Source organism: Chelativorans alearensis, assembly GCF_010993735.1.
GTDB lineage: Bacteria > Pseudomonadota > Alphaproteobacteria > Rhizobiales > Rhizobiaceae > Chelativorans > Chelativorans alearense.
In genome coordinates, this window is sequence record NZ_WQNI01000001.1 from 393,464 (window position 1) to 414,530 (window position 21,067).

20 protein-coding genes are annotated in these 21,067 nt (G+C 65.6%); 12 read left to right on the forward strand and 8 right to left on the reverse strand.

Annotation, left to right across the window (positions count from 1 at the left end):
• Positions 1-58 precede the first annotated feature (58 nt).
• Positions 59-1,315, reverse strand: coding sequence for a molybdopterin molybdotransferase MoeA (locus tag GPJ75_RS01750; RefSeq protein ID WP_163264463.1), 1,257 nt, complete (start codon positions 1,313-1,315; stop codon positions 59-61).
• A 142-nt stretch (positions 1,316-1,457) separates the two neighbouring features.
• On the opposite strand from GPJ75_RS01750, the gene fdhD reads away from it, so the two are divergent.
• Both fdhD and mobA read left to right on the forward strand, forming a co-directional pair.
• On the forward strand, positions 1,458-2,345 hold the full coding sequence (fdhD, locus tag GPJ75_RS01755) for a formate dehydrogenase accessory sulfurtransferase FdhD (protein WP_163264465.1): 888 nt from the start codon (positions 1,458-1,460) through the stop codon (positions 2,343-2,345).
• On the forward strand, positions 2,335-2,961 hold the full coding sequence (gene mobA / locus GPJ75_RS01760) for a molybdenum cofactor guanylyltransferase MobA (protein ID WP_163264467.1): 627 nt from the start codon (positions 2,335-2,337) through the stop codon (positions 2,959-2,961). Before fdhD ends, mobA begins: the two co-directional genes overlap by 11 nt.
• A gap of 3 nt (positions 2,962-2,964) precedes the next feature.
• Here the strand turns inward: mobA and GPJ75_RS01765 are convergent, their stop codons facing one another.
• Genes GPJ75_RS01765 through GPJ75_RS01785 form a run of 5 tightly spaced genes read right to left on the reverse strand, consistent with a single transcriptional unit; the run spans position 2,965 to position 8,378 of the window.
• The gene (locus tag GPJ75_RS01765) at positions 2,965-4,908 is read right to left on the reverse strand and encodes a molybdopterin biosynthesis protein (protein WP_163264469.1); all 1,944 of its coding nucleotides are present in this window, start codon (positions 4,906-4,908) and stop codon (positions 2,965-2,967) included.
• Positions 4,909-4,918: 10 nt separating this feature from the next.
• Complete coding sequence (locus GPJ75_RS01770) at positions 4,919-6,049, reverse strand: molybdopterin-binding protein (RefSeq protein WP_163264471.1); 1,131 nt, start codon at positions 6,047-6,049, stop codon at positions 4,919-4,921.
• Positions 6,050-6,105: 56 nt separating this feature from the next.
• Complete coding sequence (locus tag GPJ75_RS01775; protein WP_163264884.1) at positions 6,106-6,939, reverse strand: ABC transporter substrate-binding protein; 834 nt, start codon at positions 6,937-6,939, stop codon at positions 6,106-6,108.
• 21 nt (positions 6,940-6,960) lie between these two features.
• Positions 6,961-7,683, reverse strand: a complete 723-nt coding sequence (locus GPJ75_RS01780; protein ID WP_163264473.1) for an ATP-binding cassette domain-containing protein — start codon at positions 7,681-7,683, stop codon at positions 6,961-6,963.
• A gap of 2 nt (positions 7,684-7,685) precedes the next feature.
• Positions 7,686-8,378, reverse strand: coding sequence for an ABC transporter permease (locus GPJ75_RS01785; RefSeq protein ID WP_163264475.1), 693 nt, complete (start codon positions 8,376-8,378; stop codon positions 7,686-7,688).
• A 202-nt stretch (positions 8,379-8,580) separates the two neighbouring features.
• Here GPJ75_RS01785 and GPJ75_RS01790 point away from each other — a divergent pair, with 202 nt between their 5' ends.
• Positions 8,581-9,462, forward strand: coding sequence for a helix-turn-helix transcriptional regulator (locus tag GPJ75_RS01790; RefSeq protein WP_163264886.1), 882 nt, complete (start codon positions 8,581-8,583; stop codon positions 9,460-9,462).
• Positions 9,463-9,493: 31 nt separating this feature from the next.
• On the opposite strand, the gene GPJ75_RS01795 is transcribed toward GPJ75_RS01790, so the two are convergent.
• A complete protein-coding gene (locus GPJ75_RS01795; protein WP_163264477.1) occupies positions 9,494-9,700 on the reverse strand; it encodes a DUF6494 family protein in 207 nt (68 codons plus the stop codon).
• Positions 9,701-9,800: 100 nt separating this feature from the next.
• On the opposite strand from GPJ75_RS01795, the gene GPJ75_RS01800 reads away from it, so the two are divergent.
• A complete protein-coding gene (locus tag GPJ75_RS01800; RefSeq protein WP_246248869.1) occupies positions 9,801-11,090 on the forward strand; it encodes a c-type cytochrome in 1,290 nt (429 codons plus the stop codon).
• A gap of 4 nt (positions 11,091-11,094) precedes the next feature.
• On the opposite strand, the gene GPJ75_RS01805 is transcribed toward GPJ75_RS01800, so the two are convergent.
• Complete coding sequence (locus GPJ75_RS01805) at positions 11,095-13,134, reverse strand: 4Fe-4S dicluster domain-containing protein (RefSeq protein ID WP_163264481.1); 2,040 nt, start codon at positions 13,132-13,134, stop codon at positions 11,095-11,097.
• Between the two features lie 63 nt (positions 13,135-13,197).
• Here GPJ75_RS01805 and GPJ75_RS01810 point away from each other — a divergent pair, with 63 nt between their 5' ends.
• The 8 genes from GPJ75_RS01810 (at position 13,198) to GPJ75_RS01845 (ending at position 21,059) form a co-directional block, all read left to right on the forward strand.
• Positions 13,198-13,977 carry a biotin/lipoate--protein ligase family protein gene (locus GPJ75_RS01810; RefSeq protein WP_343036141.1) on the forward strand — a complete coding sequence of 260 codons (780 nt, stop codon included), beginning with the start codon at positions 13,198-13,200 and terminating at the stop codon, positions 13,975-13,977.
• Positions 13,968-14,513, forward strand: a complete 546-nt coding sequence (locus GPJ75_RS01815) for a DUF6505 family protein (RefSeq protein ID WP_163264483.1) — start codon at positions 13,968-13,970, stop codon at positions 14,511-14,513. The genes GPJ75_RS01810 and GPJ75_RS01815 overlap by 10 nt, the downstream gene beginning before the upstream one ends.
• A 93-nt stretch (positions 14,514-14,606) precedes the next feature.
• Complete coding sequence (locus GPJ75_RS01820; protein WP_163264485.1) at positions 14,607-15,620, forward strand: DUF6352 family protein; 1,014 nt, start codon at positions 14,607-14,609, stop codon at positions 15,618-15,620.
• 12 nt (positions 15,621-15,632) lie between these two features.
• Positions 15,633-16,145, forward strand: a complete 513-nt coding sequence (locus tag GPJ75_RS01825; protein WP_163264487.1) for a DUF3305 domain-containing protein — start codon at positions 15,633-15,635, stop codon at positions 16,143-16,145.
• The gene (locus GPJ75_RS01830; RefSeq protein WP_163264489.1) at positions 16,142-16,828 is read left to right on the forward strand and encodes a DUF3306 domain-containing protein; all 687 of its coding nucleotides are present in this window, start codon (positions 16,142-16,144) and stop codon (positions 16,826-16,828) included. The genes GPJ75_RS01825 and GPJ75_RS01830 overlap by 4 nt, the downstream gene beginning before the upstream one ends.
• A 245-nt stretch (positions 16,829-17,073) precedes the next feature.
• On the forward strand, positions 17,074-17,868 hold the full coding sequence (locus tag GPJ75_RS01835; RefSeq protein WP_163264491.1) for a molecular chaperone TorD family protein: 795 nt from the start codon (positions 17,074-17,076) through the stop codon (positions 17,866-17,868).
• 52 nt (positions 17,869-17,920) lie between these two features.
• Positions 17,921-18,139: a twin-arginine translocation signal domain-containing protein gene (locus GPJ75_RS01840; protein ID WP_163264493.1), complete on the forward strand. Its 219-nt coding sequence runs from the start codon at positions 17,921-17,923 to the stop codon at positions 18,137-18,139.
• Between the two features lie 7 nt (positions 18,140-18,146).
• On the forward strand, positions 18,147-21,059 hold the full coding sequence (locus tag GPJ75_RS01845; protein WP_163264495.1) for a formate dehydrogenase subunit alpha: 2,913 nt from the start codon (positions 18,147-18,149) through the stop codon (positions 21,057-21,059).
• The last annotated feature ends 8 nt before the right edge of the window (positions 21,060-21,067 follow it).

Consider the following 21,067-nt stretch of genomic DNA (forward strand, 5'->3'; position numbering starts at 1 on the left):
CGTCAGGATGACGAGGCGCGCGCGCTTCGTCAATCGAGGCTGCCGGCCCAGAAATCGACTAGATAAGGCTTGAATAGCCAAGGAAATTGACGGTTTGGCCCGGCTCGACCCCGATGCTTTCCTCGCCAAGTTCGACAAGCCCATCCGTTTCCACCAGCGACGACAGAAGACCCGCACCTTCACGCGGGAACTTCACCACTTCGTATGAACCGTCTTCGGCCTTGCGCAGGCTGGCCCGGACATACTCGCGTCGGCCTTTCTTCTTCCGGTAGGAGAAGGCGGCGCGCACGGGTGCTGAAAGCTGCGGCGGCAGATCCGCTCCGGCAAGCGCGAGAATGGCGGGACGCGCGATGTGGGCGAAGGTGACGAAGCTTGCCACCGGGTTTCCCGGCAGCCCGATAAACGCCGCTCCACGGATCACGCCCATCGCAACCGGGCGGCCGGGCTTGATGGCGACGCGCCAGAAAACCAGCGAGCCGACGCTCTCCACGCTTTTCCTGACGTAGTCGGCCTCGCCGGTGGAGACCCCGCCGGAGGTCAGGATCAGGTCATGCGCCATGGCCGCCGTCCGCAGGCTGTCGGAGATCGCATCGGGGTCATCGCGGAGGATGCCGAGATCGGTGATTTGGCAGCCGAGGCGCCCAAGCATGGCAATCAGCATGAAGCGATTGGAATCGAAAAGCTGCGCCGGGCTGCGCGGCCGGCCCGGCGCAACGATCTCGTTTCCCGTCGAAAAGACCGCAACACGGATCCGCCGGCGGACGGTGACTTCGGTCAGGCCCAATGCGGCGGCGAGGGCGACATCCTGCGGGCGCATGCGATGGCCGGCTTTCAAGACAGTCTTTCCGGCAGCGATATCCTCGCCTGCCGGGCGCACATTCGCCCCCCGCTTGAGGCCGGGCGGAAGGATCACCCTGTCGGCGTCGTCCAGGCGGACATCTTCCTGCATGAAGACGGTATCGGTCCCTTCGGCCATTGGCGCACCGGTGAAGATGCGCACGGCGCGGCCCTCCGGGATGGGCAGGCCCGGCGACATACCGGCTTCTATCCGGCCCACGATGGGATAAGCCTGTTCGCCGGTTTCCGGCAGGTCCGCACCGGACAGCGCATAGCCGTCCACCGCGGAATTGGTGAAGGGGGGCAATGGGAGCGGGGCTATGACATCTGCGGCGAGGATGCGCCCATCGGCAGAGCCGAGCGAGACGGTCTCGGTCCCCTCCACGGCGGTCAGACGCGAGGTGATGAGGGCGACGGTTTCGTCGATGGACCTCAACGGGCCGCCGAACGCAAAACAGTCGTCAGAAAGTTGCGCCATCCTGATCTACCGTTTCACCCGATCGACGCGTGTTCGCGCCCTACTATAATAGAACGAAATGCAGACGCGCGAGCGTTTTCATGCGAATTTGGGATCATGTCCCGGTTGCTGCGGCGACGAATGGCAATTTTGCGAGAGCATCATGCATGACATCAAGAGCCGCGTCAGCGTAATCATGCCTGACCCGGAGAACCCGCGGCTGACGGAACGTGTCAGCGGCATCGACCACACGGGAAACCCGGTGGACGTGAGCGTTCCGGTCGAGCGCGCGTTGACCCTCTATCTGAATTCGCAGGAAATCGTCACCATGATGACGATCAACGACTATCCCGAGTATCTGGCGGTCGGCTATCTGCTCAACCAGAACATGCTCAAGCCCGACGATGCCGTGACCGGGATCGACTATGACGACGACCTTCAAGTTGTGGTCGTGCGCACCGAGAACGGGACGAACTTCGAGCAGAAACTGAAGAAGAAGACGCTAACCTCGGGCTGCGCGCAAGGCACCGCTTTCGGCGATCTCATGGAGGCGCTCGAAACCATCACTCTGCCTGCGGCGGAATTGCGCACCTCCTGGCTTTACCAGTTGACCCGCGCCATCAACACCACGCCCTCGCTCTATCTGGCGGCGGGGGCCATCCATGGCTGCGTGCTTTGCAAGGAAGGGACGCCGATCTGCTACATGGAGGATGTCGGGCGCCATAACGCCGTCGACAAGATCGCCGGCTGGATGTACCAGAACGGCGTCGAGGCGGGCGATAAGATCCTCTATACGACCGGCCGGCTGACATCCGAAATGACGATCAAGACGGTGCGGATGGGTATCCCGATCCTCGCCTCGCGCTCCGGTTTCACCGCCTGGGGTGTGGACCTGGCAAGGCAGGCCGGTTTGACGCTGGTCGGCCGGGCGCGCGGCAAGAGGTTCGTGGTCCTGTCGGGCGAGGAGCGGATCGTCTTCGACGAGGATCTGGCCGCCGTCGAGGAGGAACCGGCGCGTATTCAACGCAAGGGCAGCAGAAATGACGATTGAGCGCCCGGCCACGATAGGCGTTATCCTTGCGGGCGGCCTGGCGCGGCGCATGGGCGGCGGCGACAAGCCGATGCGTACGATCGGCGGGCGCGCCATCCTCGATCACGTCATCAGCCGGCTGGCGCCGCAATGCGACGGGCTTCTGCTGAACGCCAATGGCGACCCCGCCCGCTTCGCGCGCTTCGGCCTGCCGGTGATCGCCGATACGGTGGAGGACTATCCGGGCCCGCTCGCCGGCGTGCTTGCCGCGCTCGACTGGGCAGCCGGGAACCGGCCGGAAGCGCAATGGGTCGTCAGCGTTGCCGGCGACTGTCCATTCCTGCCGAGCGACCTTGTCGAGCGCTTCCACACGGCGCGGAGGGCGGAGGACGCGCAGCTTTGCGTCGCGGCATCGGCGGGCCGCACGCACCCGGTGATCGGCCTTTGGAGCGTCGGTCTGCGGGAGGATTTGCGCCAGGCGCTCATGAATGGAATGCGCAAGATCGACCGCTGGACCGCCAACCACCGGCTCGCGACCGTCTCCTGGCCGGTGGACCCGGTGGACCCGTTCTTCAACGCCAATACGCTGGACGATCTTGCCGAGGCCGAACGCCTCGCCCAGCTTATGGAGGCGTGATGGTCAGGCCCGGCGGAACCCCGCCTGTTCCAATGCCTCCCGGCATTCGTCCGACTGCAGCGCGGTGAGAAAGGCCTTCACGGCGGGCCGGTCCCTTCTTGCCGCCACCAGCGCGAAATCATAGTGCTCTTCCGCCAGTGGAATGAACCCGAGCCCCGCTGCATGGGCAACTGGAGCGATGGTGACGCCCCAGTCCGCACGCTTCTGCGCCACCGCCGCGGAGACCGCATTGTGCGAGCGCGGCTGGTTCCAGTAGCCGTCCGGCCGGGCCGAACCGAGGAGAGAATCGATCAGGATGCGCGTTCCCGCGCCCTGGTTGCGATTGACCATGAGGCAGGTCGGGTCGGCAAGGGCTGCGCGCAGGGCATCCTGCGCTTCCAGCGCCTCGAACCGCGCGTCGCCGGGGCGATAGACGATGCCCTGCATGCGCCGCCAGCCCGGCACGAGTTCCAGACCAGGCTCCAGGAAGGGCTCGTTGTAGCGCCCAGTCTTCTCGTCCAGGAGATGGATGGGAGCCAGATCGCATTCGCCGCGGCGCGCGGCGGCCAGCCCGCCGAGGCTGCCGACGGAAAGCACACGCACGGAAGATCCGCCTCGCGCAAGAGGCGCCACCACGCGGTCGAGGCCGGTGCAGTGGCTGCCGATGATGACCAGGTCCGGCACCCGCACCTGTGGCGTGAACAGCGTCACCTCGGCCTCGCTGCCGGGTGGCATGTGATCGGCCAAGGCCTCGATGCGGATGAAGCCGTCGGCCTGGGCGAAGGAGGTTATGGCGCCCGAGCCCTTGCCGGTCGGATAGGCCACGAGACCCTCCTGCCCCTTGACCAGCGACACCATGACGAACTCGGTGCGGCCAAGCTCGGAGGCGATGCGGAGCGGGATACGCGCGGTCACCTGCGTGTCGGTTCGCGGCGGAAGGCCGGCCATGCGGCGCAGGACTGGCACGACCATGTCGTGAAAGGTGAACATGGCCGAGGTCGGGAATCCCGGAAGGATGACGACCGGCTTGCCGCCGCAGACCGCGAGGCACAGCGGCTTGCCCGGTTTCAGCGCGACCCCGTGCGCAACGATCCCCGGTTCACCGAGCCGGGCGACGATGCGGTGGCTGACATCGCCCGCGCCCTTTGACGTGCCGCCGGACAGGATCAGCATGTCATGCTCCGCCAGCGCCTGCCGCATCGCCGCTTCCAGCCGTGCCTCGTCATCGGGCAGACTGCCGAGGAACTCAGCCTGGCCGCCATTTTCGGCAATGGCGGCCGTGACGATGGCGCCGTTGGTATCGTAGATGCCGGCGGAAGGCAGCGCCTCCCCCGGTTGAACGAGTTCATCGCCGGTCGACAGGACGGCAACGCGCGGTTTCCGCGCCACGGGGACCGAGGCGATGCCGCAGGCCGCGAACATGCCGACCTCTCGGGAGCCGATCACCGTCCCCGCGCGCAGAACGACCTCGCCCCGCGCGATGTCGGAACCTGCGTAAGAGACGAACTGGCCGGGCGAGGCGCTGCGCCAGATCTCGATGGCGTCGCCCTCGGTAGGATGGGTGTGCTCGACCATGACGATGGCGTCCGCGCCGCGCGGCACCGGGCCGCCCGTCGAGATGGAGGTCGCGGTTCCGGTGCTCACAGTCAGTTTCGGCGTGACGCCGCAAGCAATGGATTCTCCGTTGAGCGTGAGTTGGACAGGGTGTCTCTCCGATGCCGCGGCAATGTCCGCCGAGCGCACGGCGAAACCGTCGACATTCGCACGGTCGAACGGCGGCACGTCGATTGGCGCGACAACGTTTTCGGCAAGTGCCAGGCCAAGCGCTTCGGCCAATGGCCGCTTCTCCACACCGACCGCGCGCGGAAACAGCGCTGCCTCGAAGCGGGCAAGCGCCTCCTCCCGCGACAGGATCGTGAGGAACTGGTCCTGGCCAGAGGCATTGGAGAAATTGGGCGTATCGGTCATTACGGCAGGCTCATGTCAAATCGCGAAGCGGAAACGCCTCGACTTGCGTTCCGGCGGCATGCCCTTCGCTGTCGCCGGGGACGAGGAGCCATGCGTCGGCCAACCGCATGTGATCCAGTGAAAAGCCGCCGGTGGCAATCGGCATCCACTCGCCCTTTTCCTGCTTCACCAGAGCCACTTCGGCAATGCCAACCGCCGACGAAATCTTGCGCGCCAGCGGCAGAACCATGCCGCGCCGCGCCGCCCGGCCGGCGAGGCGGTCGAGCGCCGGCTGAACCAGAGCGAGAAAAGCCGCGAAGGCCTGATCGGGGGCGCCGGGCAGGGCGACGATCGGCACGTCACCGACCCGGCCGACCGCCGCCGTTTGACCGGGCTGAAGCGCGATGTCATGGGCGATCAACGCGCCACGCGCGGCAAGCGCTTCAGCGGTCGCATCTGTGCGGCCCGCGCCGGTGCCGCCAACGAGGAGGACGAGGTCGCACGGTCCTCCATCCAACGTGGCGGCAATCGATTTGGCGTCCCGGCTGACGGTCTCGACCTCTGTGAGCCCTGCACCCGCAGCCCTCGCGCTTTCATCGACAAATCGGGCCGTCAGCCTGTCGCCGTTTGTGGCGGCGACGTCTATCACGCGTAGACGGGGGACCCGCACCGCGACCTTGTCGAGCCCGGCGCTGCGCAAGACCAGGAGATCCAGCGCCGATATCCGGCGGCCCGGCTGCGTGGCGGGAGATCCGGCAGCCATGTCTTCACCGGCGCGGCGGATGCCCTTTCCGGGAATGGCCTCGGCGAAAGCTTGCGGCACAGGGCCGCTGCAATCCACCAGATCGGCCTCCAGAACGCAGTCGCACCCTTCGGGCATCGCATCGCCCGCTTCGACCCAGACAGGCGACGCCCTGAGGGGGACCGGCGAATAGGCGGACGCTCCGGCGAGATCGAGCGCGCGAAAGGCCCAGCCGTCCATGACGGCGAGGCTGCGCGGCGGCAGCGCCTCGCGCAGCGGCTCCATCTCCGCTGCGATGCAGCGAACAGCCTCTGAGAGCGGCAAATGGATCGGAGCGACGGGCGCCAGCCCGTCCAGCAGTGCGGTGAGAGCCGATTCGAGGCTGGTCAGCGCGCCTTTCGCGGGCGATGTTCCGTTCATGCCCGCATGATGGGCCAGATGCGCTTCCGTTTGCAACAGCCGCGTTGCGCGGGCGGTCAGGAGCGTTCTTGCGTGGCGTTGGGGAAGAAAAGCTGCTCTCCGTCGATCTTGTACTGGCCGATAGCCTCCTGCCCTTCCCGCGAGATCAGCCAATCGATGAAGCGCTGGCCGGGCTCGGCCTTCACGCTCGGATGCTTCTGCGGATTGACGAGCATGACGCCGTACTGGTTGAACAGCCGCCTGTCGCCCTCGACCAGGATTTCCAGATCGCCGCGGTTCTTGAACGACAGCCACGTGCCCCGATCCGACAGGACATAGGCATCCATCGCCCGCGCAGTGTTGAGCGCGGCGCCCATTCCTTGCCCGATCTCGCGATACCATTCGCCTTTTTCGGCCGCGATATCGATGCCGGCTTCCTTCCAGAGCCCGAGTTCGGCCGTATGCGTTCCGGATTTGTCGCCGCGGGAGACGAACGCCGTCTGCTTTTCGCTGATTGCTTCGAGCGCTGCGGCTATGTCCGACGAACCCCCAATGCCGGCCGGATCGCTTTTCGGGCCGACCAGGACGAAATCGTTGTACATGACATCGAAGCGCTTCACCCCGAAGCCATCCCTGATGAACTCTTCTTCCTGCGCCTTGGCGTGCACGAAGACGACATCTGCATCGCCGCGCCGCCCAGTTTCGAGTGCCTGGCCGGTGCCTTGGGCCACCACCTTCACCTCAATGCCGGTCTCCCGCTCGAACAGCGGCAGGATGTGCCCGAACAGGCCGGAATCCTGGGTGGATGTCGTCGAGGCCACGACGATCGATTTGTCCTGGGCGAGAGCGGCAAGGTGGCCGGAAGCCAGGAGAGTTATCGCGGCGAGAGCGGTGAGCAGGCGGCGGATCATCGTCATGTCCCTCCCGGTTGATCAAAGGACAAGATCGCCGCGGATGAAGGCGGCGGCCTCGGGTGTGGTTGGATGCTCGAAGAAATCATCGGCGCTCGCCTGTTCGATGAGGCGGCCGCGGACCATGAAGAGAACGTCGCCGGCGAGCCGGCGCACCTGCCCCAGATCGTGTGAGGCCATGACGATCTTGGTGCCCGAACGGGCGGCCATGAGGACGATCTCCTCTACATAGCGGGTCGCCGCCGGGTCCAGGCTGGCGGTGGGCTCGTCGAGCAGCAGGACCTCCGGATCGCGCGCCAGCGCCCGGGCGAGCGCCAGGCGCTGCTGCTCGCCGCCGGACAAGCGCCGCGCGGGACGCCCCGCAAGTTCCAGAAGGCCGACCCGGTCGAGCAGCTCCTCCACGCGCGCCGCGCGGCCTTTTCGCGGATAGCCCGCCTGGGCGAGCCCATAGGCGATATTGGCGGCAGCCGAGCGCCGCAGCATCACAGGTTCCTGAAACAGGAAAGCACGGCGCATCGGGCGGGTTTCGGTGCGCCCACCCCAGCTCACCATGCCTTCGGAAGGCTTGGTGAGCCCCATAGAGATCCGTAAGAACGTCGTCTTGCCGGAACCGTTTGGGCCCACGACGAGCGTGGGCGCCCCCGGGCCGATTGCCAGGCTGATGCGGTCGAGGATCGCTGTCGCGCCGGCGCGCTGCGAGACGCGGTCGAAGACGAGGGGCAGGTCGCTGAGTGAGGCGCGCATCGTCAACCTGCCCGTTGCTCGGACCACGCACGCACACCCCAGGCAGCTGCGTTGATGACCAGGATCAGGCTGATAAGGATAAGGCCGAGGCCCATGGCAAGCGGAAGGTTTCCCTTCGACGTTTCAAGAGCGATTGCCGTCGTCATGGTGCGCGTGAAGCCTTCGATATTGCCGCCGACGATCATCACCGTGCCGACCTCCGCCGCCGCCCGCCCGAAGCCCGCAAGCATCGCGGTGATCAGGCTGAAGCGGCCGTCCCATAGAAGCGTCGCCACCCGGCCAGACGGACCTACCCCCATGGCGGTGAGTTCGTCGCCATATTCGCTCCACAGATCCTCGATGGTCTGCCGTGTCAGCGCGGCGACGATGGGGAGCACGAGAAGCGATTGCGCGATGATCATGGCAGTCGGCGTGAACAGGAGACCCAATTCGCCGAGCGGCCCCGACCGCGACAAAAGCAGATAGACGGTGAGGCCCACCACGACGGGCGGCAGGCCCATGAACCCGTTGAGCACGACGACGAGCGCGGTGCGTCCGGGAAAGCGCGTCAATGCCAGGATCGCGCCGAGCGGCAGGCCAATGACGCCGGCAATCGCCACGGCGGACAGGCTGACCGCCAGCGACAGGCGCACGATGGCAAACAGTGTCGCATCTCCGCTCGCGACAAGCTGCCATGCACTCATGCTGTCCGGCATGCAATCCTCCTCGTGGTCTGACCCAAACAGATGGTGCCCATCTGTTTGGAAAAGTCAGCCCACAAGCTATTGGTCTGGTGGGGCGATTTGTCCTGACAGATGGGGCCATCTGTCAGGATCGCACCACTAGCATCTTTTTGCTGCAATTTTTCCGGATGTGTCAAATAATTGAATTTGAGCGGAAATATGCATAAAGATGCATATGGATTTTCTCACCACGAGCGAAGCTGCGGAGTATCTGCGCCTGGGCGAACGCAAGCTCTATGAGCTGGTCGCTGACAACGCCATCCCGTGCAGCAAGGTGACGGGCAAATGGCTGTTTCCGCGCCATGAGCTCGACCGCTGGGTGCTTTCCGGGCTGGCGCGGCCCGAAGGCATGGTGCCGGCGGAGCCGCCGCCCATCGTCGGGGGCAGCCAGGACGATCTGCTCGAATGGGCGTTGCGCCAGTCGGGCTCCGGTCTCGCCTCGCTGACGGAAGGCACAGAGAGAGGCGTTGGCCGGCTGATGCACGGAGAGGTCGCCGCCGCGGCGATCCATTTCCATGGCGAGGTGCTGGGCAAGGACGCGAATATCGCGGCGGTGTGTGCCATGCCGCGGCTGCACGATGCGGTGCTGGTCGGGTTCGTGCGGCGCGAACAAGGGCTATTGGTGGCGCCCGGTAACCCGAAGGAGCTCCGCACCCTGGCCGATGCCCTTGCCCGTGGGGCGAAGATGGCGGTGAGGCAACCGGGGGCGGGGGCGCACATGCTGCTTGGCGTCCTCCTGGCCCGTGCGGGCGCAAGCCTGCGGGACCTGCATCGGCTCGATCCGCCCTGCCTGACCGGGCCCGATCTGGCCGAAGCGATCGGCACCGGCCGGGCCGATTGCGGGATTGCGACGCGCGCGGCCGCACGTGCCGCCGGCCTCGAGTTCGTGCCGCTGATGTGGGAGAATTTCGATCTTCTCATGCGCCAGCGGACCTATTTCCAGCCGTCAGTGCAGGCGTTGATCGGCTTCCTCGCGCAGGGAGGTTTGAATGGTCGCGCCGCCGAACTCACGGGATATGACGCGACCCCGGCGGGAAAAATCCGCTTCTACACCTGAGCGATCAGGATGCGGCTGCGCTACCCGGCGATCAGCCTAGGTCGATTTCGCCTTCCACGATATGGTTCAGCGGTGCACCTTCCGCGGTGATCACAGCCTTCACGGTCAGGCGGCCTTTGCCCTTCAAGCCAGCTTCCTCCACGGCCTTCTCGATCGCCTGTTGGGAGGTCACGCCAACCTGCTTCAGGAACTTGCGCATGGATACGTTGAAGGGGTCGATTTCCATGTTCCGGGTCATACGATTGCCTCCAAAATTCAGGACATTTGGATTTGAGGTTCAGGCCAGGCTGCGCCCCGTTTCCATCCGGCTAGCGGAACACGGAATGATAAGTTACGCAATGCATATGACACGCGCTCCACGTTTCCTGGCAGCCGCTCTCCTCATGTTGACGACGGCGGCGGGTGGGATGGAGCTTCGGGGCCATGGCGGGCCGGTGCGGGCGATCGCCGTGGCACCGGAGGGAAGTGCCGCGATTACCGGCAGCTTCGACACCAGGGCGATCGTATGGTCGCTCGAAACCGGTGAAGCACGCCAGGTACTGCTCTTCCATGGCGACGAGGTGAATGCAGTTGCGGTCCTCCCCGACGGCCGCTTCGCCACCGCCGGCGCGGATGCCCGCATTGCGATCTGGGAGCCGGGCCGGCAGGCGCCGATCAGGGTTCTCGAAGGGCATAGCGGGCCTGTGACGGCGCTCGCCGTATCACCGAACGGAGCGACCCTCGCCTCCGCATCCTGGGACACCACCGTCCGGCTCTGGCCGCTTTCGGGTGGAGACGCGCGCGTGCTCGAAGGTCATAGCGGCAATGTCAACGCCGTCGCCTTCCTCGCCGACGGCACGCCCGTCAGCGCCGGATACGACGCCAACCTGATCTTCTGGCCGCGCGATGCGGGGGCGGCGCCGCGCCGCGTGGCCTTGCCCACTCCGCTCAACACGCTGGTGGCCTTGCCCGGCGATCGTCTCGGCGCCGGCGGCGCCGACGGCAAGGTGCGGGTGGTCGACCGTGGCGGCACGACCCTATCCGAAGTCAAGGCCACCCGGAGCCCGGTCGTTGCACTGGCAGCCTCGCCGGATGGAAGGCATCTCGCAGCCGCCAGCATACGGGGCGCCATCGTCATACTCGATGCAAGGAGCCTTGCGCCCATCCGCGATCTTGCCGGTCCCGGCATGCCGGTCTGGTCGCTTGCCTTCATGCCGGATGGCAAGACGCTTCTGACCGGCGGCTCGGACCGCGTGGTGCGCCAATGGGACTTTGAGACCGGCGAGCAGCTCGGTGCGGCCACGACGGACGAGACCGATCCGCTGGCCGAGTTCGCAGGCGATCCGGGCGCGGAGGCGTTCCGCGCCTGCGTCGCCTGCCATACGCTCGATCCCGAGGATGGAAACCGCGCCGGGCCAACCCTTCACGGCATCTTCGGCCGCAGGATCGCCTCCGTTCCGGGCTACCGCTATTCGCCGGCGCTTCGCGATATGGATATCGTCTGGACGCCGCAAACGGTGTCGAAGCTTTTCGAGGTGGGGCCGAGCACCTACACCCCCGGCACAAAGATGCCGGAACAGACGATCGGCAATGCCGAAACCCGCGCTGCCCTCATTCGGTTTCTTCAAAGGGAGACCAAGGCCGAGTGATGGCTCAGGCCGGCTTGTCGCCCGATGTCTTGCGTTCGCGAAGATAGTCTTCCGTGGTGCGCGGCGCTGGCCTGCCGGAACTGGCATAGGGATCGAACCCTTCATTCGTCACTGCCTCGACCCGGCAATTGTCGCACATCCGCACGACATCGATCCGCCGCGCGTTCTCGCCCGTGAACATCCAGTGCTTGCCTTCGAGCCTGGCGACGATGCGCTCGACCGTGCTCTTGGTGCCGAACGGCTTGCCGCAGCTGATGCAGTGGTAAGGCTCTTCCTCCTTCACCATCCGGCGCGGCGCACGCCAGGCCTGGAAATCGAGCCGCGGGGCAAGCGCGATCACGTGCTCGGGGCACGTCGCCGCACACAGGCCGCACTGCACGCAGGCGCTTTCGGCAAAATAGAGCGCCGGCTTCTCCTCGCTGTCGGACAGCGCGCCTGTCGGGCAGGCAGACACGCAGGAAAGACATAAGGTGCAGCCGTCGGCGTCGACGTCAAGGCTGCCAAAGGGAGCGCCGGCGGGGAGCGCCACGCGGTCGACCGGCGCTGGTGCCGCGCGATGCAATTCGACCATCGTCGATTCCAGCACGTGCCGTTTCTTGCCGACCGGCAGGAACGTCGAAGGTTGCGCCGGTGCGACGCCGGGAACCACCTGATCGAGCACGGAAGCAAGGACATCGGGATCGTCGGCTTCGATCAAGCCGCAAGCCTGTGCGCCGTAGCCGAGGGAATGGGTCAAAAGGTTGGCGATGGTGACGTTTGCCGCGATGCCCGCCGTATCGTGCTTGGGCTTGGCGGGGCCGAGCGCCCTGGCCGCGGTCGCCCCCCAGGCGAAGGGCGCGGTCCAGGCCTCGACGCCCAGCTGTGTGACCTCGTTCACGGCCACCGGCAGAACGTTGGTTGGGAGCCCCGGCCCGAAACGGGCGAGCGCATCGATCAGCGGCTCGCCGTGGGCGGTATCGTGGAACAGCACGACCGGATCCTTGGCCCCCGCATGCCGATAGGTGAGGAGAAGCGTCCGCACCCGCCGCAGCAGCGCGTCGGCGGCCGGCAGGGCGTAGGACGCCGCGCCCGTCGGGCAGACGGCCGCGCAGTTGCCGCACCCGGCGCAGACTTCCGCGTCGATGGCGACATGGTCGCCGGCTGGCGCGATGGCGCCCGTCGGGCACAGGTCGAGGCAACGCGTGCAGCCGGTGATCCGCGAGCGGGAATGGGCGCACAGAGAGGCGGAGAAATCGATGAAGCGCGGCTTGTCGAACTCGCCGACCAGGTCGGCCGCCTTCCAGATCGCCTCGGCGATGGACGCCCGGTCGCCGGGATCGACCCGGATGTAGCCGTCGCGTAGCTCATGCGCCGGGAAAAGCGGCGTGCCGCCGGAAAGGTCGAGTAGGATGTCGGCATGCGAGACCGCGCCGTCCCGCGAGGCCCCGAACCGCAGGCTATCGCGCGAGGAGGGTGCCGGCGCGGCGAAATCGTCCACCGTCAGCGCGAAGGCTCCGAGATGGCCGCTCGCATTGCGGATCGTCCCCTTCGCCACGGGGAAATCCCATACCCGGTGCGGCATGACCGCGCCCGGACGGGAGAGGAGGACCGTCACGTCCAGCTTGTCGGCGAGCTGCCGGCCCGCCTCGATCGCCGTCTCGTCGCGGCCATAGATGAGGATCACACCCCGGCTGGAGAGCGTTACGACCGCCGGCGCCTCGGCGGGTTCTGCAGCCATCGCCATGAGCGCGGCAGCTTTCGGCCCGGCGGCTGCGCCCGCCTCCGCCCAGCCCGCCGTCTCGCGGATGTTGGCGAAGGCCAGTTCGCCGGCAAAGCCGAGTTCCTCGGCAACCTCCCTGAAGAGCGGCGCCTGCTGGGTACAGCCGATCGTCACCGCGTCGGTGCCGCTCAGAAAGCTTCGCACCCGGTCAAGTTCCGCGCCGCAGAATTGATTTCCGGTTTCGACCTCAGCGCCCTGACATCCACGAGCGACGCTGTCGCCATAGTTCGGCATGCTCCTTTCGCAGGAGCAGACCAGAACCTTCCGCCGTTTTTCCAAGGCCATCTCAACTCCCATGACGCATTGCCGCCGATCGGTAGCCGCGCCACTTTAGAAGTATTATAATGATTGGCTGCGGTCATCAACATACGGCTCGAAATGCGCTTGCGCCCATCAGTCACCGACCGGGCCATCGATTTGCCCCCGCCCTACACCCTTGTCCCGCTGCGTGAGGCCGGCGACGCGTTCGCGCATGCCTGCGCCATCGCCGGCGACCATGGTGCCGGCACGCTCGTCTGGGTCCGCCGCTACGACCTGGTGGAGTTCGCCGTGATACTTGAGCCCGAGGAGCCGTTGGCGGAGGCCCGCCGCGCCTTCTATGCAGGCTCGAACGCGCTTGCCGATGCCCTCATCGCCCGCGCGCCGCCGGAATGCACGATCACCTTCGACTGGCCCGACGCGATCCGCATCGACGGCGTGCTCGTCGGAGGCAGCCGCTTGGGCTGGCCTGACGGGGTGCGCGAAGATGCGGTCCCGCCCTGGCTCGTCTTTTCCGGCATGATCCGCGCCCTCGTCATCCGCGCCTGCGAGCCAGGTGCGCGGCCGTTCAGCGGTGCGCTGGAAGAGATCGGGTTCGAGACGATCGATGCCGGTGAGATCATCGAGGGCTTTGCCCGCCATCTGATGCATGGCTTTCACGAATGGAGCGAAGCCGGCTTCGCCTCGCTCGCCAAGCACTGGCTCGACCGCCTGCCCCGCAAGAGCGACCAGCGCTTTCGGCTCGCCGATAATGGGGATCTCCTGCTTTTCCGGGCAGTCGATTTGCAGCCCGTCGAACGGCGGAGCCTTAGGAAGGCGCTTGTGACGCCTTCCTGGCTCGATCCTGCCACGGGGGCACCATGGCTATAAGATTGCCGCGCACGATCCGGCTCGATCCTTCGGATACCTTCGTCTACCGGCGCGCGGCGGAGCCGGGAGAATGGGCGGTGACCGGCACCTTCCTCTTCTTCGGCGTCGATACGGCCGGGCTGACCGGCAAGGAGCGGCAGGCCTTCCGCGCTGGCTTCCTCGGCATCGACAGCTTCGGATGGTCCACCCTCGCCGTCGTGATGGAAGCGAGCGCCGTGGAGCGCGCGGCGGCCGTCGAGCAGCTCGCCGGACAGCTCGTTGCCCATTGCGGAGCGCCCGACATGGAACGCGCACGCGCGGCCGCCGAGGAGGAGATCGCCTTCGCGCAGTCGCTATGCGACCATCCGCCGAACACGCTCCTTGGCATCCACCGCACCAGCGAGGGTGCCGCCATCCGGGAATCGTTCCGAACCCTGCACCGAAATGCAAGCCGGCTCGATCCCCTCGATGCCTTTCGCTTCATCGAGGTCGAGGAGGAGATGCCGAGCGACGAGGTCGACCTTTTAGATCATCTCAGCGTTTCACGGAAACGCTGAGATGATCTAAGCTTTTGATTTTACGCAATTCCAGACGGAAAACCGGTGTCCACTTTTCCTGGAATTGCTTTATGCAATCGCGAGGGAGCGGAAATGAAGGATTTCTGGGTTGCCTCCGGTCATCACCTCCTCGACCGGGACGAGGCGGGGCGGCTGCTCGTGACCGACGCATTCCTGAAGGCATATCTCGCCCGGCCGGAGCTTCTGCCGCCGGAAGACGCCTGCGAGGCGGAGCTGCGGCTGCATCACGAACTGTTGATGCATCACCCGCGCCGGCCCGTGGCGAGGGAGGAGATCGCCGCGATGGATGACGCGGATGCGCGCGAGAACTGGACGTTCATGATCGATTTCCGCGACCTGCTTCTTTCCGCACCCACGCTTGAGGCGGCCTACCTGACGCTGGCGCGCGGCTCTGCAGCGAAAACGCCGCCGCTCTTCATGAACCAGCTTGCCCAGGTGGTGCTGCGCAACGCGCTCGATGGCGAGCAGGATCCCTATGTGCTGCGCGCCGCCGAACTGTTCTTCCGCCCCCAGCGCGTGACGTTCCATGATGGAACGGTGCTCCTTGCCGACGCCGAATCCGTGGAACTGCACGAGGAGAACCGCCATGCCTCACCGCTGCTCAACATGCTCGGCGGCCCTGCCGTGACCGAGCTCGACATCCTGGACGAGGCAAACGCCGCGGGCTATTTTGCCCGGAGCGATGCTTTCGACATGGTGCTCAACCTCGGCGGCAGCGGGCGGGCGCGACGCGGCCTTGCCATGGCGATGACCGCCTGGATACGGCATCTTCTCGCCGTCGAGGTGGAGATAGAGCCTGTGGAGCGGATCGAGGACGAGAACTGGACGTGGTTCGTCGGCCTCGATGCCGAGGCCACGCGGATCGGTAACGCGCTCTGGAACGGGCGCGAGGTCGAAGCGGAGGCGGCGGAGCGCATCATTGCGCTGTTCCGCCTTCGTTTCAAAGATATCCGCGAGGCTCCACCGGAGGTGGGCACCCACCCCATCTGGCTTGTACTGGCGATGACGCCTGATAGGACGATCCGCATGAAACCACAGAACCTTATTGCCGGCCTACCCCGTTGGGTTTCGGCCCCGGTCAATTGAGGACGCAAGGCAATGATAACGGAGGCGATGGAAGTCGGGGTGATCGTCGAGCGGCGGGTTCTGAAGAACCCGTGGGCCGATCATGCATGGATGCCCGTCGACGTGCTGGCCGGTGCACCGGCTGCCGCGCCGTGGACGGTTCTGCACGAGGCGCCGGAGGCCACGCGCTACTATGCCGGCGCCTTCCAGCTTGAATTCTTCGCGTCCGAGACGGGCATGTATCGCGATAATCTGCATTCGGGGCGGCCCAGCCTTTGGATTTCGCTCCGGCCTTCCCGCACACCGCCCGGCGTTAGGCTTCATCTCGTGACGGCCGACCCGGCCGAAGCCGAGGCACTGACGGAGCCTGGCACCGATGTCATCGAGGCCGTTCCAATGCCGCCCGAGATCCAGAAGCGGCTGGCTGCGTTCGTAGAGGCGCATCACGTCGAGCGCCCCTTCGTCAAGCGCAAGCGCGACCGGGCAGACACGGAAGCCATGGCAAGGAGGGTGCCTGATCCTCCATTGGTGGACAGCAAAAAATGAGCGCTGGGAACGACAATCCTTTCGCCCGTTGGTCGCGCCGAAAGCTGGCGGCGCGGGAAGCCGGTTCGCCAACTGCGGATGAAGCCGGGCAAGTGGACAACGCGGTGGGTGAAGAGGACGCCGAGCGTGGCGATTTGCAGCCCGCACCGCCGGAACCGGATACCGATGTGCCGCCGGAGCCCCTCCCCCGCATCGAAGACCTCACCGCCGAGAGCGATCTTTCAGCCTTCCTGCGCCAGGGTGTACCCGCGGCGCTGAAGAATACCGCGCTCAGAAAGATGTGGACGCTCGATCCGGTGATCCGCGACTATATCGGCCCCGCCGAATACGCTTGGGACTTCAATAAACCGGGCTCTATGGCAGGTTTCGGCCCGCTGGAGGCGGGCAAATCGGTGGTCAATTTCCTGTCGAAAGCGGGCAGTTCCGACCCGCAGGATACAGCGGCGGAACCACAACCGCCGCCGGGGGTGCCGACCGCCTCGTCCGACGAGAACGTGGCGGCCTTGCCGGATCGGCAGGCGGAGCCGGCAGAGCCGGCCCAGCCCGCGAACCCGCTGGAACCCCCGCAATCCGGCTTTTCGCAAAGCGATATGGACGAGGCGGCGACTGCCGATGAACCAACATCTGCAGAACCAACCCGCACATCGGCGCTACCGCGCCATGGAGGCGCGTTGCCGCGGTAAGGCATGTCGGCTCGAAGTAACTATATTTGACTAATAAAGTCAAGTTTTAGGGCTTCTGCTACATATCCCCTCGTCTTTCATTGCCGGCTTCATGTTTGCCGGAAAGATCGGCCGCCATCTCTATCGAAAAACTTCATGTTCTGCTTGCAGGATGTTGATTTTAACCCTTGCATTCGCACCGGTGGAGGTTTTTACTATCAGTTGGACGGCGACTCCATTCAGGAGCGTGCCGCCAAGGTCGTGACATGGACATGGTCTCAGGTCTGGAGGAAGCGATCAGGAAGGCGGGCGGCGTCGGCGCATTTGCGCAAGCGCTCGGATTGGCTCAGCCTTCCGTAGCGGCCTGGCGCTCGATCCCCGCCGAGCATGTGCTCGACGTCGAGGCGCTGACCGGCATCGCGCGGACGGTCCTGCGCCCCGACCTCTACCCCGAAACGGGCGGATTCGCCGCGGAAATCGACGACGTCGATATGGCACGCGCTCAGGAATACGCCCTGCTCGGCTCTCTTCTCCTGCGCGCCCCGGATGCGGATACCCTGGCGCGGCTCTCTGGGCTTCAAGGCACCGACACGCCTCTCGGCGCGGCTCATACCGCGCTCAGCCAAGCGGCGAGCGCCGCCTCCCCCGAGGCGCTGAGGCGGGAGTATTTCAATCTCTTCGAAGGGGTCGGGCGCGGCGAGCTGCTCCCCTATGCGTCGTACTACCTGACGGGATTCCTCAACGAACGGCCACTTGCGCGCTTGCGGGAGGATCTCAAGCACCTCGGTCTGGAGCGCGCGGAGGGCCATTGCGACCCCGAGGACCATCTCGGCACACTCTGCGAGATCATGAGCGGCCTGGCCGGCGGTCGCTTCACGGCCTCTTCCGACGAGGAACGCGACTTCTTCGGACGGCACATCGCGCCGTGGGCAGGGCACTTCTTTGCCGATCTTGAGAATGCGCAGTCGGCGCGATTCTACCGCGCCGTCGGCACGCTGGGACGAGTCTTCATCGACATAGAAGCCGAAGGCTTCGCCATGGAGACACGCCGGAGTGCGTAACGGACACGGAAAAACGGGCGTCACGCTGGACGGTCCATCAGGGAGGTCAGAGATGCACGACAAGCAACAGACGGCGATCAACCGCCGCAATTTCCTGCGCGCTGCCGGCGGCGCGTCCACCGTCGCCGTCGCCACGGCCGCAGCAACGCTCAACCCGGACGAGGCCCAGGCCTACAATCCCGGCGAGGAGGAGATGGGCCCGCGCTATCAGGAAACCGATCACGTCAAGGCCTTCTACCGTGTGAACGGCTACGAGACGCTGGAGAAGTGAGGGTGCCATGCTGACGAAACGGAAGAATGGCCAAGCGGGCCACACGAGGCTTCAGTCGCTCATCGGTGCGGCCGGCGCGGCTCCCATCGACCGGCGAACCTTCCTTCGGCGCTCCGGTCTCACCGTCGGCGGAATGGCCGCAATCGGCTCATTCCAGCTCGGCACTGTCAAGAAGGCCGAGGCGATCAGCCCGCCGCAGCCCGGCGTCCCCATCGAGCTCAAGAAGAGCATCTGCACCCACTGCGCGGTCGGCTGCACGGTTACGGCGGAAGTCCAGAACGGCGTGTGGACCGGCCAGGAACCGTCCTGGGACAGCCCCATCAACCGCGGCTCCCATTGCGCCAAGGGCGCCAGCGTGCGCGAGCTCGTGCACAGCGACCGCCGGCTCAAATACCCGCTCAAGCTGGTCGACGGCCAATGGACGCGTGTCTCCTGGGACGAGGCGATCAATGAGATCGGCGACAAGATGATGGAGATCCGGGAGGCCTCGAGCCCCGATTCCGTCTACTGGATGGGCTCTGCCAAGTTCTCCAACGAAGGCACTTATCTCTTCCGCAAGCTCGCCGCCTTCTGGGGAACCAACAACCAGGATCACCAGGCGCGCATCTGCCATTCGACGACCGTCGCCGGCGTGGCCAATACCTGGGGCTACGGTGCGATGACGAACTCCTTCAACGACATCCGCAACGCCAAGACACTCATCATCATGGGCGGCAATCCGGCGGAGGCGCATCCTATCTCCTTGCAGCACCTCCTGGAGGGCAAGGAGCTCAACCACGCCAACTTCATCGTTATCGATCCGCGCTTCACCCGCACCGCCGCGCACGCGACCGAATATGTGCGCCTCAGGTCCGGCACCGATATCGCGGTGCTGTGGGGCATGCTCTGGCACATCTTCCAGAACGGCTGGGAGGACAAGGAGTTCATCGCCCAGCGCGTCTACGGCATGGACGAGATCCGCAAGGAGGTCGAGAAATACCCGCCGGACGAGGTGGAACGCATCTCCGGCGTACCCGGAGAGCAGTTGAAGCGCGTTGCCGAGCTGTTCGCCACGCAGAAACCGGCCACGCTGATCTGGTGCATGGGCCAGACGCAGCACACGGTGGGCACCGCCAATGTGCGCGCAAGCTGCATCCTGTGCCTTGCCACCGGCAATGTCGGCAAGCCCGGCACCGGCGCCAACATCTTCCGCGGCCACGACAATGTGCAGGGCGCGACGGACATCGGGCTCGATGTCGTCACCCTGCCCTTCTATTACGGCCTCACGGAAAAAGCGTGGAACCATTGGGCGCGGGTCTGGGAGGTCGATTACGAGGATCTGTTGTCCCGGTTCGAGTCCAAGGAGATGATGGAAGCGTCGGGCATCCCGCTGACGCGGTGGTTCGATGCGACATTGCTGCCGAAGGAGGAGATCGGGCAGAGGGACAATCTGCGGGCCATGTTCGTGCAGGGCCACGCAAGCAACAGCATCACGCGTATCCCCGAATCGATAAAGGGGCTGGCAAAGCTCGACCTTCTGGTCGTGGCCGACCCGCATCCGACCACCTGGGCCTCGCTCGCCGTCCAGGCGGGACGCACGGACAACACCTATCTTCTACCGGTATGCACGCAGTTCGAGACTTCGGGCTCGCGTGTCGCCTCCAACCGCTCGATCCAATGGGGCGAGCAGATCGTCGCGCCCTCCTTCGAGCAGAAGGACGACTACCAGGTTATCTATCGCCTGGCGCAGAAGCTCGGATATGCCGAGCAGATGTTCAAGAACATCGCCGTCGAGGGCGACCGGCCGGTGCCCGAGGACGTGCTGCGCGAGATGAACCGCGGCGGCTGGTCGACCGGCTATTGCGGTCAGTCGCCCGAGCGCCTCAAGGCGCATATGAAGAACCAGCACAAGTTCGACCTAGTGACGTTGCGCGCCCCGAAGGACGATCCCGAGGTCGGCGGCGACTATTACGGCCTGCCGTGGCCATGCTGGGGCAAGCCGGAACTGCGCCATCCGGGCACCCCGAACCTCTATAATCCGGACCTGCACGTCATGGATGGCGGCAGCCCGTTCCGCGCGCGCTTCGGCGTGGAACGGAATGGCGAGACCCTCCTTGCCGAGGGCTCCTACACGAAAGGTTCGGAGCTTACCGACGGCTATCCTGAATTCACCATGGCCGTCTTGAAAAAGCTCGGCTGGGACGCCGATCTGACAGCGGAGGAGCGCGGCATCATCGAGGGGATCGGCAGCGACATCGACGCGGTCTCCTGGTCGACCGATCTTTCGGGCGGCATCCAGCGTGTCGTGCTCAGCCATGGCTGCCATCCTTATGGAAACGGTAAGGCACGCGCCGTGGCGTGGAACCTGCCCGATCCCATCCCCACCCACCGCGAGCCGATCTACACGCCCCGGGTGGACCTGGTCGAGAAATACCCGACCCTCCCAGATGCCGTGCAGTTCCGCGTGCCGAACATAGGCTTCACCGTGCAGCAGGCGGCCATCGAGAAGGGCGTCGCCAGGGATTTCCCGTTGATCCTCACCTCGGGCCGGCTGGTCGAATACGAGGGCGGCGGCGAGGAGACGCGGTCGAACAGGTGGTTGGCCGAGTTGCAGCAGGAGATGTTCCTGGAGATCAACCCGGCGGACGCTGCGGAGCGCGGCATCTCCGACGGCGGCTGGGTGTGGGTGACCGGTGCCGAGAACAATTCGCGGGCCCGGGTGAAGGCCCTGGTGACGGAGCGCGTCGGCAAGGGCGTGGCGTTCATGCCGTTCCATTTCGGCGGCTGGTTCCAGGGTGAGGATCTGCGAGGCAACTACCCCGAGGGCACGGATCCCTATGTCCTCGGCGAAAGCGCCAACACGATCACCACCTATGGATACGATCCGGTGACGAACATGCAGGAGCCGAAGGTCACGCTCTGCCAGGTCCAGGCGGCGTGAGTGGGAGG

What these genes read in the sequence shown, in the direction of transcription:
- fdhD (WP_163264465.1), top strand. Translation starts at nt 1,458, where the DNA reads ATGCATGACATCAAGAGCCGCGTCAGCGTAATCATGCCTGACCCGGAG.
- GPJ75_RS01840 (WP_163264493.1), top strand. Translation starts at nt 17,921, where the DNA reads ATGCACGACAAGCAACAGACGGCGATCAACCGCCGCAATTTCCTGCGC.
- GPJ75_RS01800 (WP_246248869.1), top strand. Translation starts at nt 9,801, where the DNA reads ATGCATATGACACGCGCTCCACGTTTCCTGGCAGCCGCTCTCCTCATG.
- GPJ75_RS01805 (WP_163264481.1), bottom strand. Translation starts at nt 13,134, where the DNA reads ATGGCCTTGGAAAAACGGCGGAAGGTTCTGGTCTGCTCCTGCGAAAGG.
- GPJ75_RS01845 (WP_163264495.1), top strand. Translation starts at nt 18,147, where the DNA reads ATGCTGACGAAACGGAAGAATGGCCAAGCGGGCCACACGAGGCTTCAG.
- GPJ75_RS01835 (WP_163264491.1), top strand. Translation starts at nt 17,074, where the DNA reads ATGGACATGGTCTCAGGTCTGGAGGAAGCGATCAGGAAGGCGGGCGGC.
- GPJ75_RS01815 (WP_163264483.1), top strand. Translation starts at nt 13,968, where the DNA reads ATGGCTATAAGATTGCCGCGCACGATCCGGCTCGATCCTTCGGATACC.
- GPJ75_RS01780 (WP_163264473.1), bottom strand. Translation starts at nt 7,683, where the DNA reads ATGCGCGCCTCACTCAGCGACCTGCCCCTCGTCTTCGACCGCGTCTCG.
- mobA (WP_163264467.1), top strand. Translation starts at nt 2,335, where the DNA reads ATGACGATTGAGCGCCCGGCCACGATAGGCGTTATCCTTGCGGGCGGC.
- GPJ75_RS01775 (WP_163264884.1), bottom strand. Translation starts at nt 6,939, where the DNA reads ATGATCCGCCGCCTGCTCACCGCTCTCGCCGCGATAACTCTCCTGGCT.
- GPJ75_RS01785 (WP_163264475.1), bottom strand. Translation starts at nt 8,378, where the DNA reads ATGCCGGACAGCATGAGTGCATGGCAGCTTGTCGCGAGCGGAGATGCG.
- GPJ75_RS01750 (WP_163264463.1), bottom strand. Translation starts at nt 1,315, where the DNA reads ATGGCGCAACTTTCTGACGACTGTTTTGCGTTCGGCGGCCCGTTGAGG.
- GPJ75_RS01795 (WP_163264477.1), bottom strand. Translation starts at nt 9,700, where the DNA reads ATGACCCGGAACATGGAAATCGACCCCTTCAACGTATCCATGCGCAAG.
- GPJ75_RS01825 (WP_163264487.1), top strand. Translation starts at nt 15,633, where the DNA reads ATGATAACGGAGGCGATGGAAGTCGGGGTGATCGTCGAGCGGCGGGTT.
- GPJ75_RS01770 (WP_163264471.1), bottom strand. Translation starts at nt 6,049, where the DNA reads ATGAACGGAACATCGCCCGCGAAAGGCGCGCTGACCAGCCTCGAATCG.
- GPJ75_RS01820 (WP_163264485.1), top strand. Translation starts at nt 14,607, where the DNA reads ATGAAGGATTTCTGGGTTGCCTCCGGTCATCACCTCCTCGACCGGGAC.
- GPJ75_RS01790 (WP_163264886.1), top strand. Translation starts at nt 8,581, where the DNA reads ATGGATTTTCTCACCACGAGCGAAGCTGCGGAGTATCTGCGCCTGGGC.
- GPJ75_RS01765 (WP_163264469.1), bottom strand. Translation starts at nt 4,908, where the DNA reads ATGACCGATACGCCCAATTTCTCCAATGCCTCTGGCCAGGACCAGTTC.
- GPJ75_RS01830 (WP_163264489.1), top strand. Translation starts at nt 16,142, where the DNA reads ATGAGCGCTGGGAACGACAATCCTTTCGCCCGTTGGTCGCGCCGAAAG.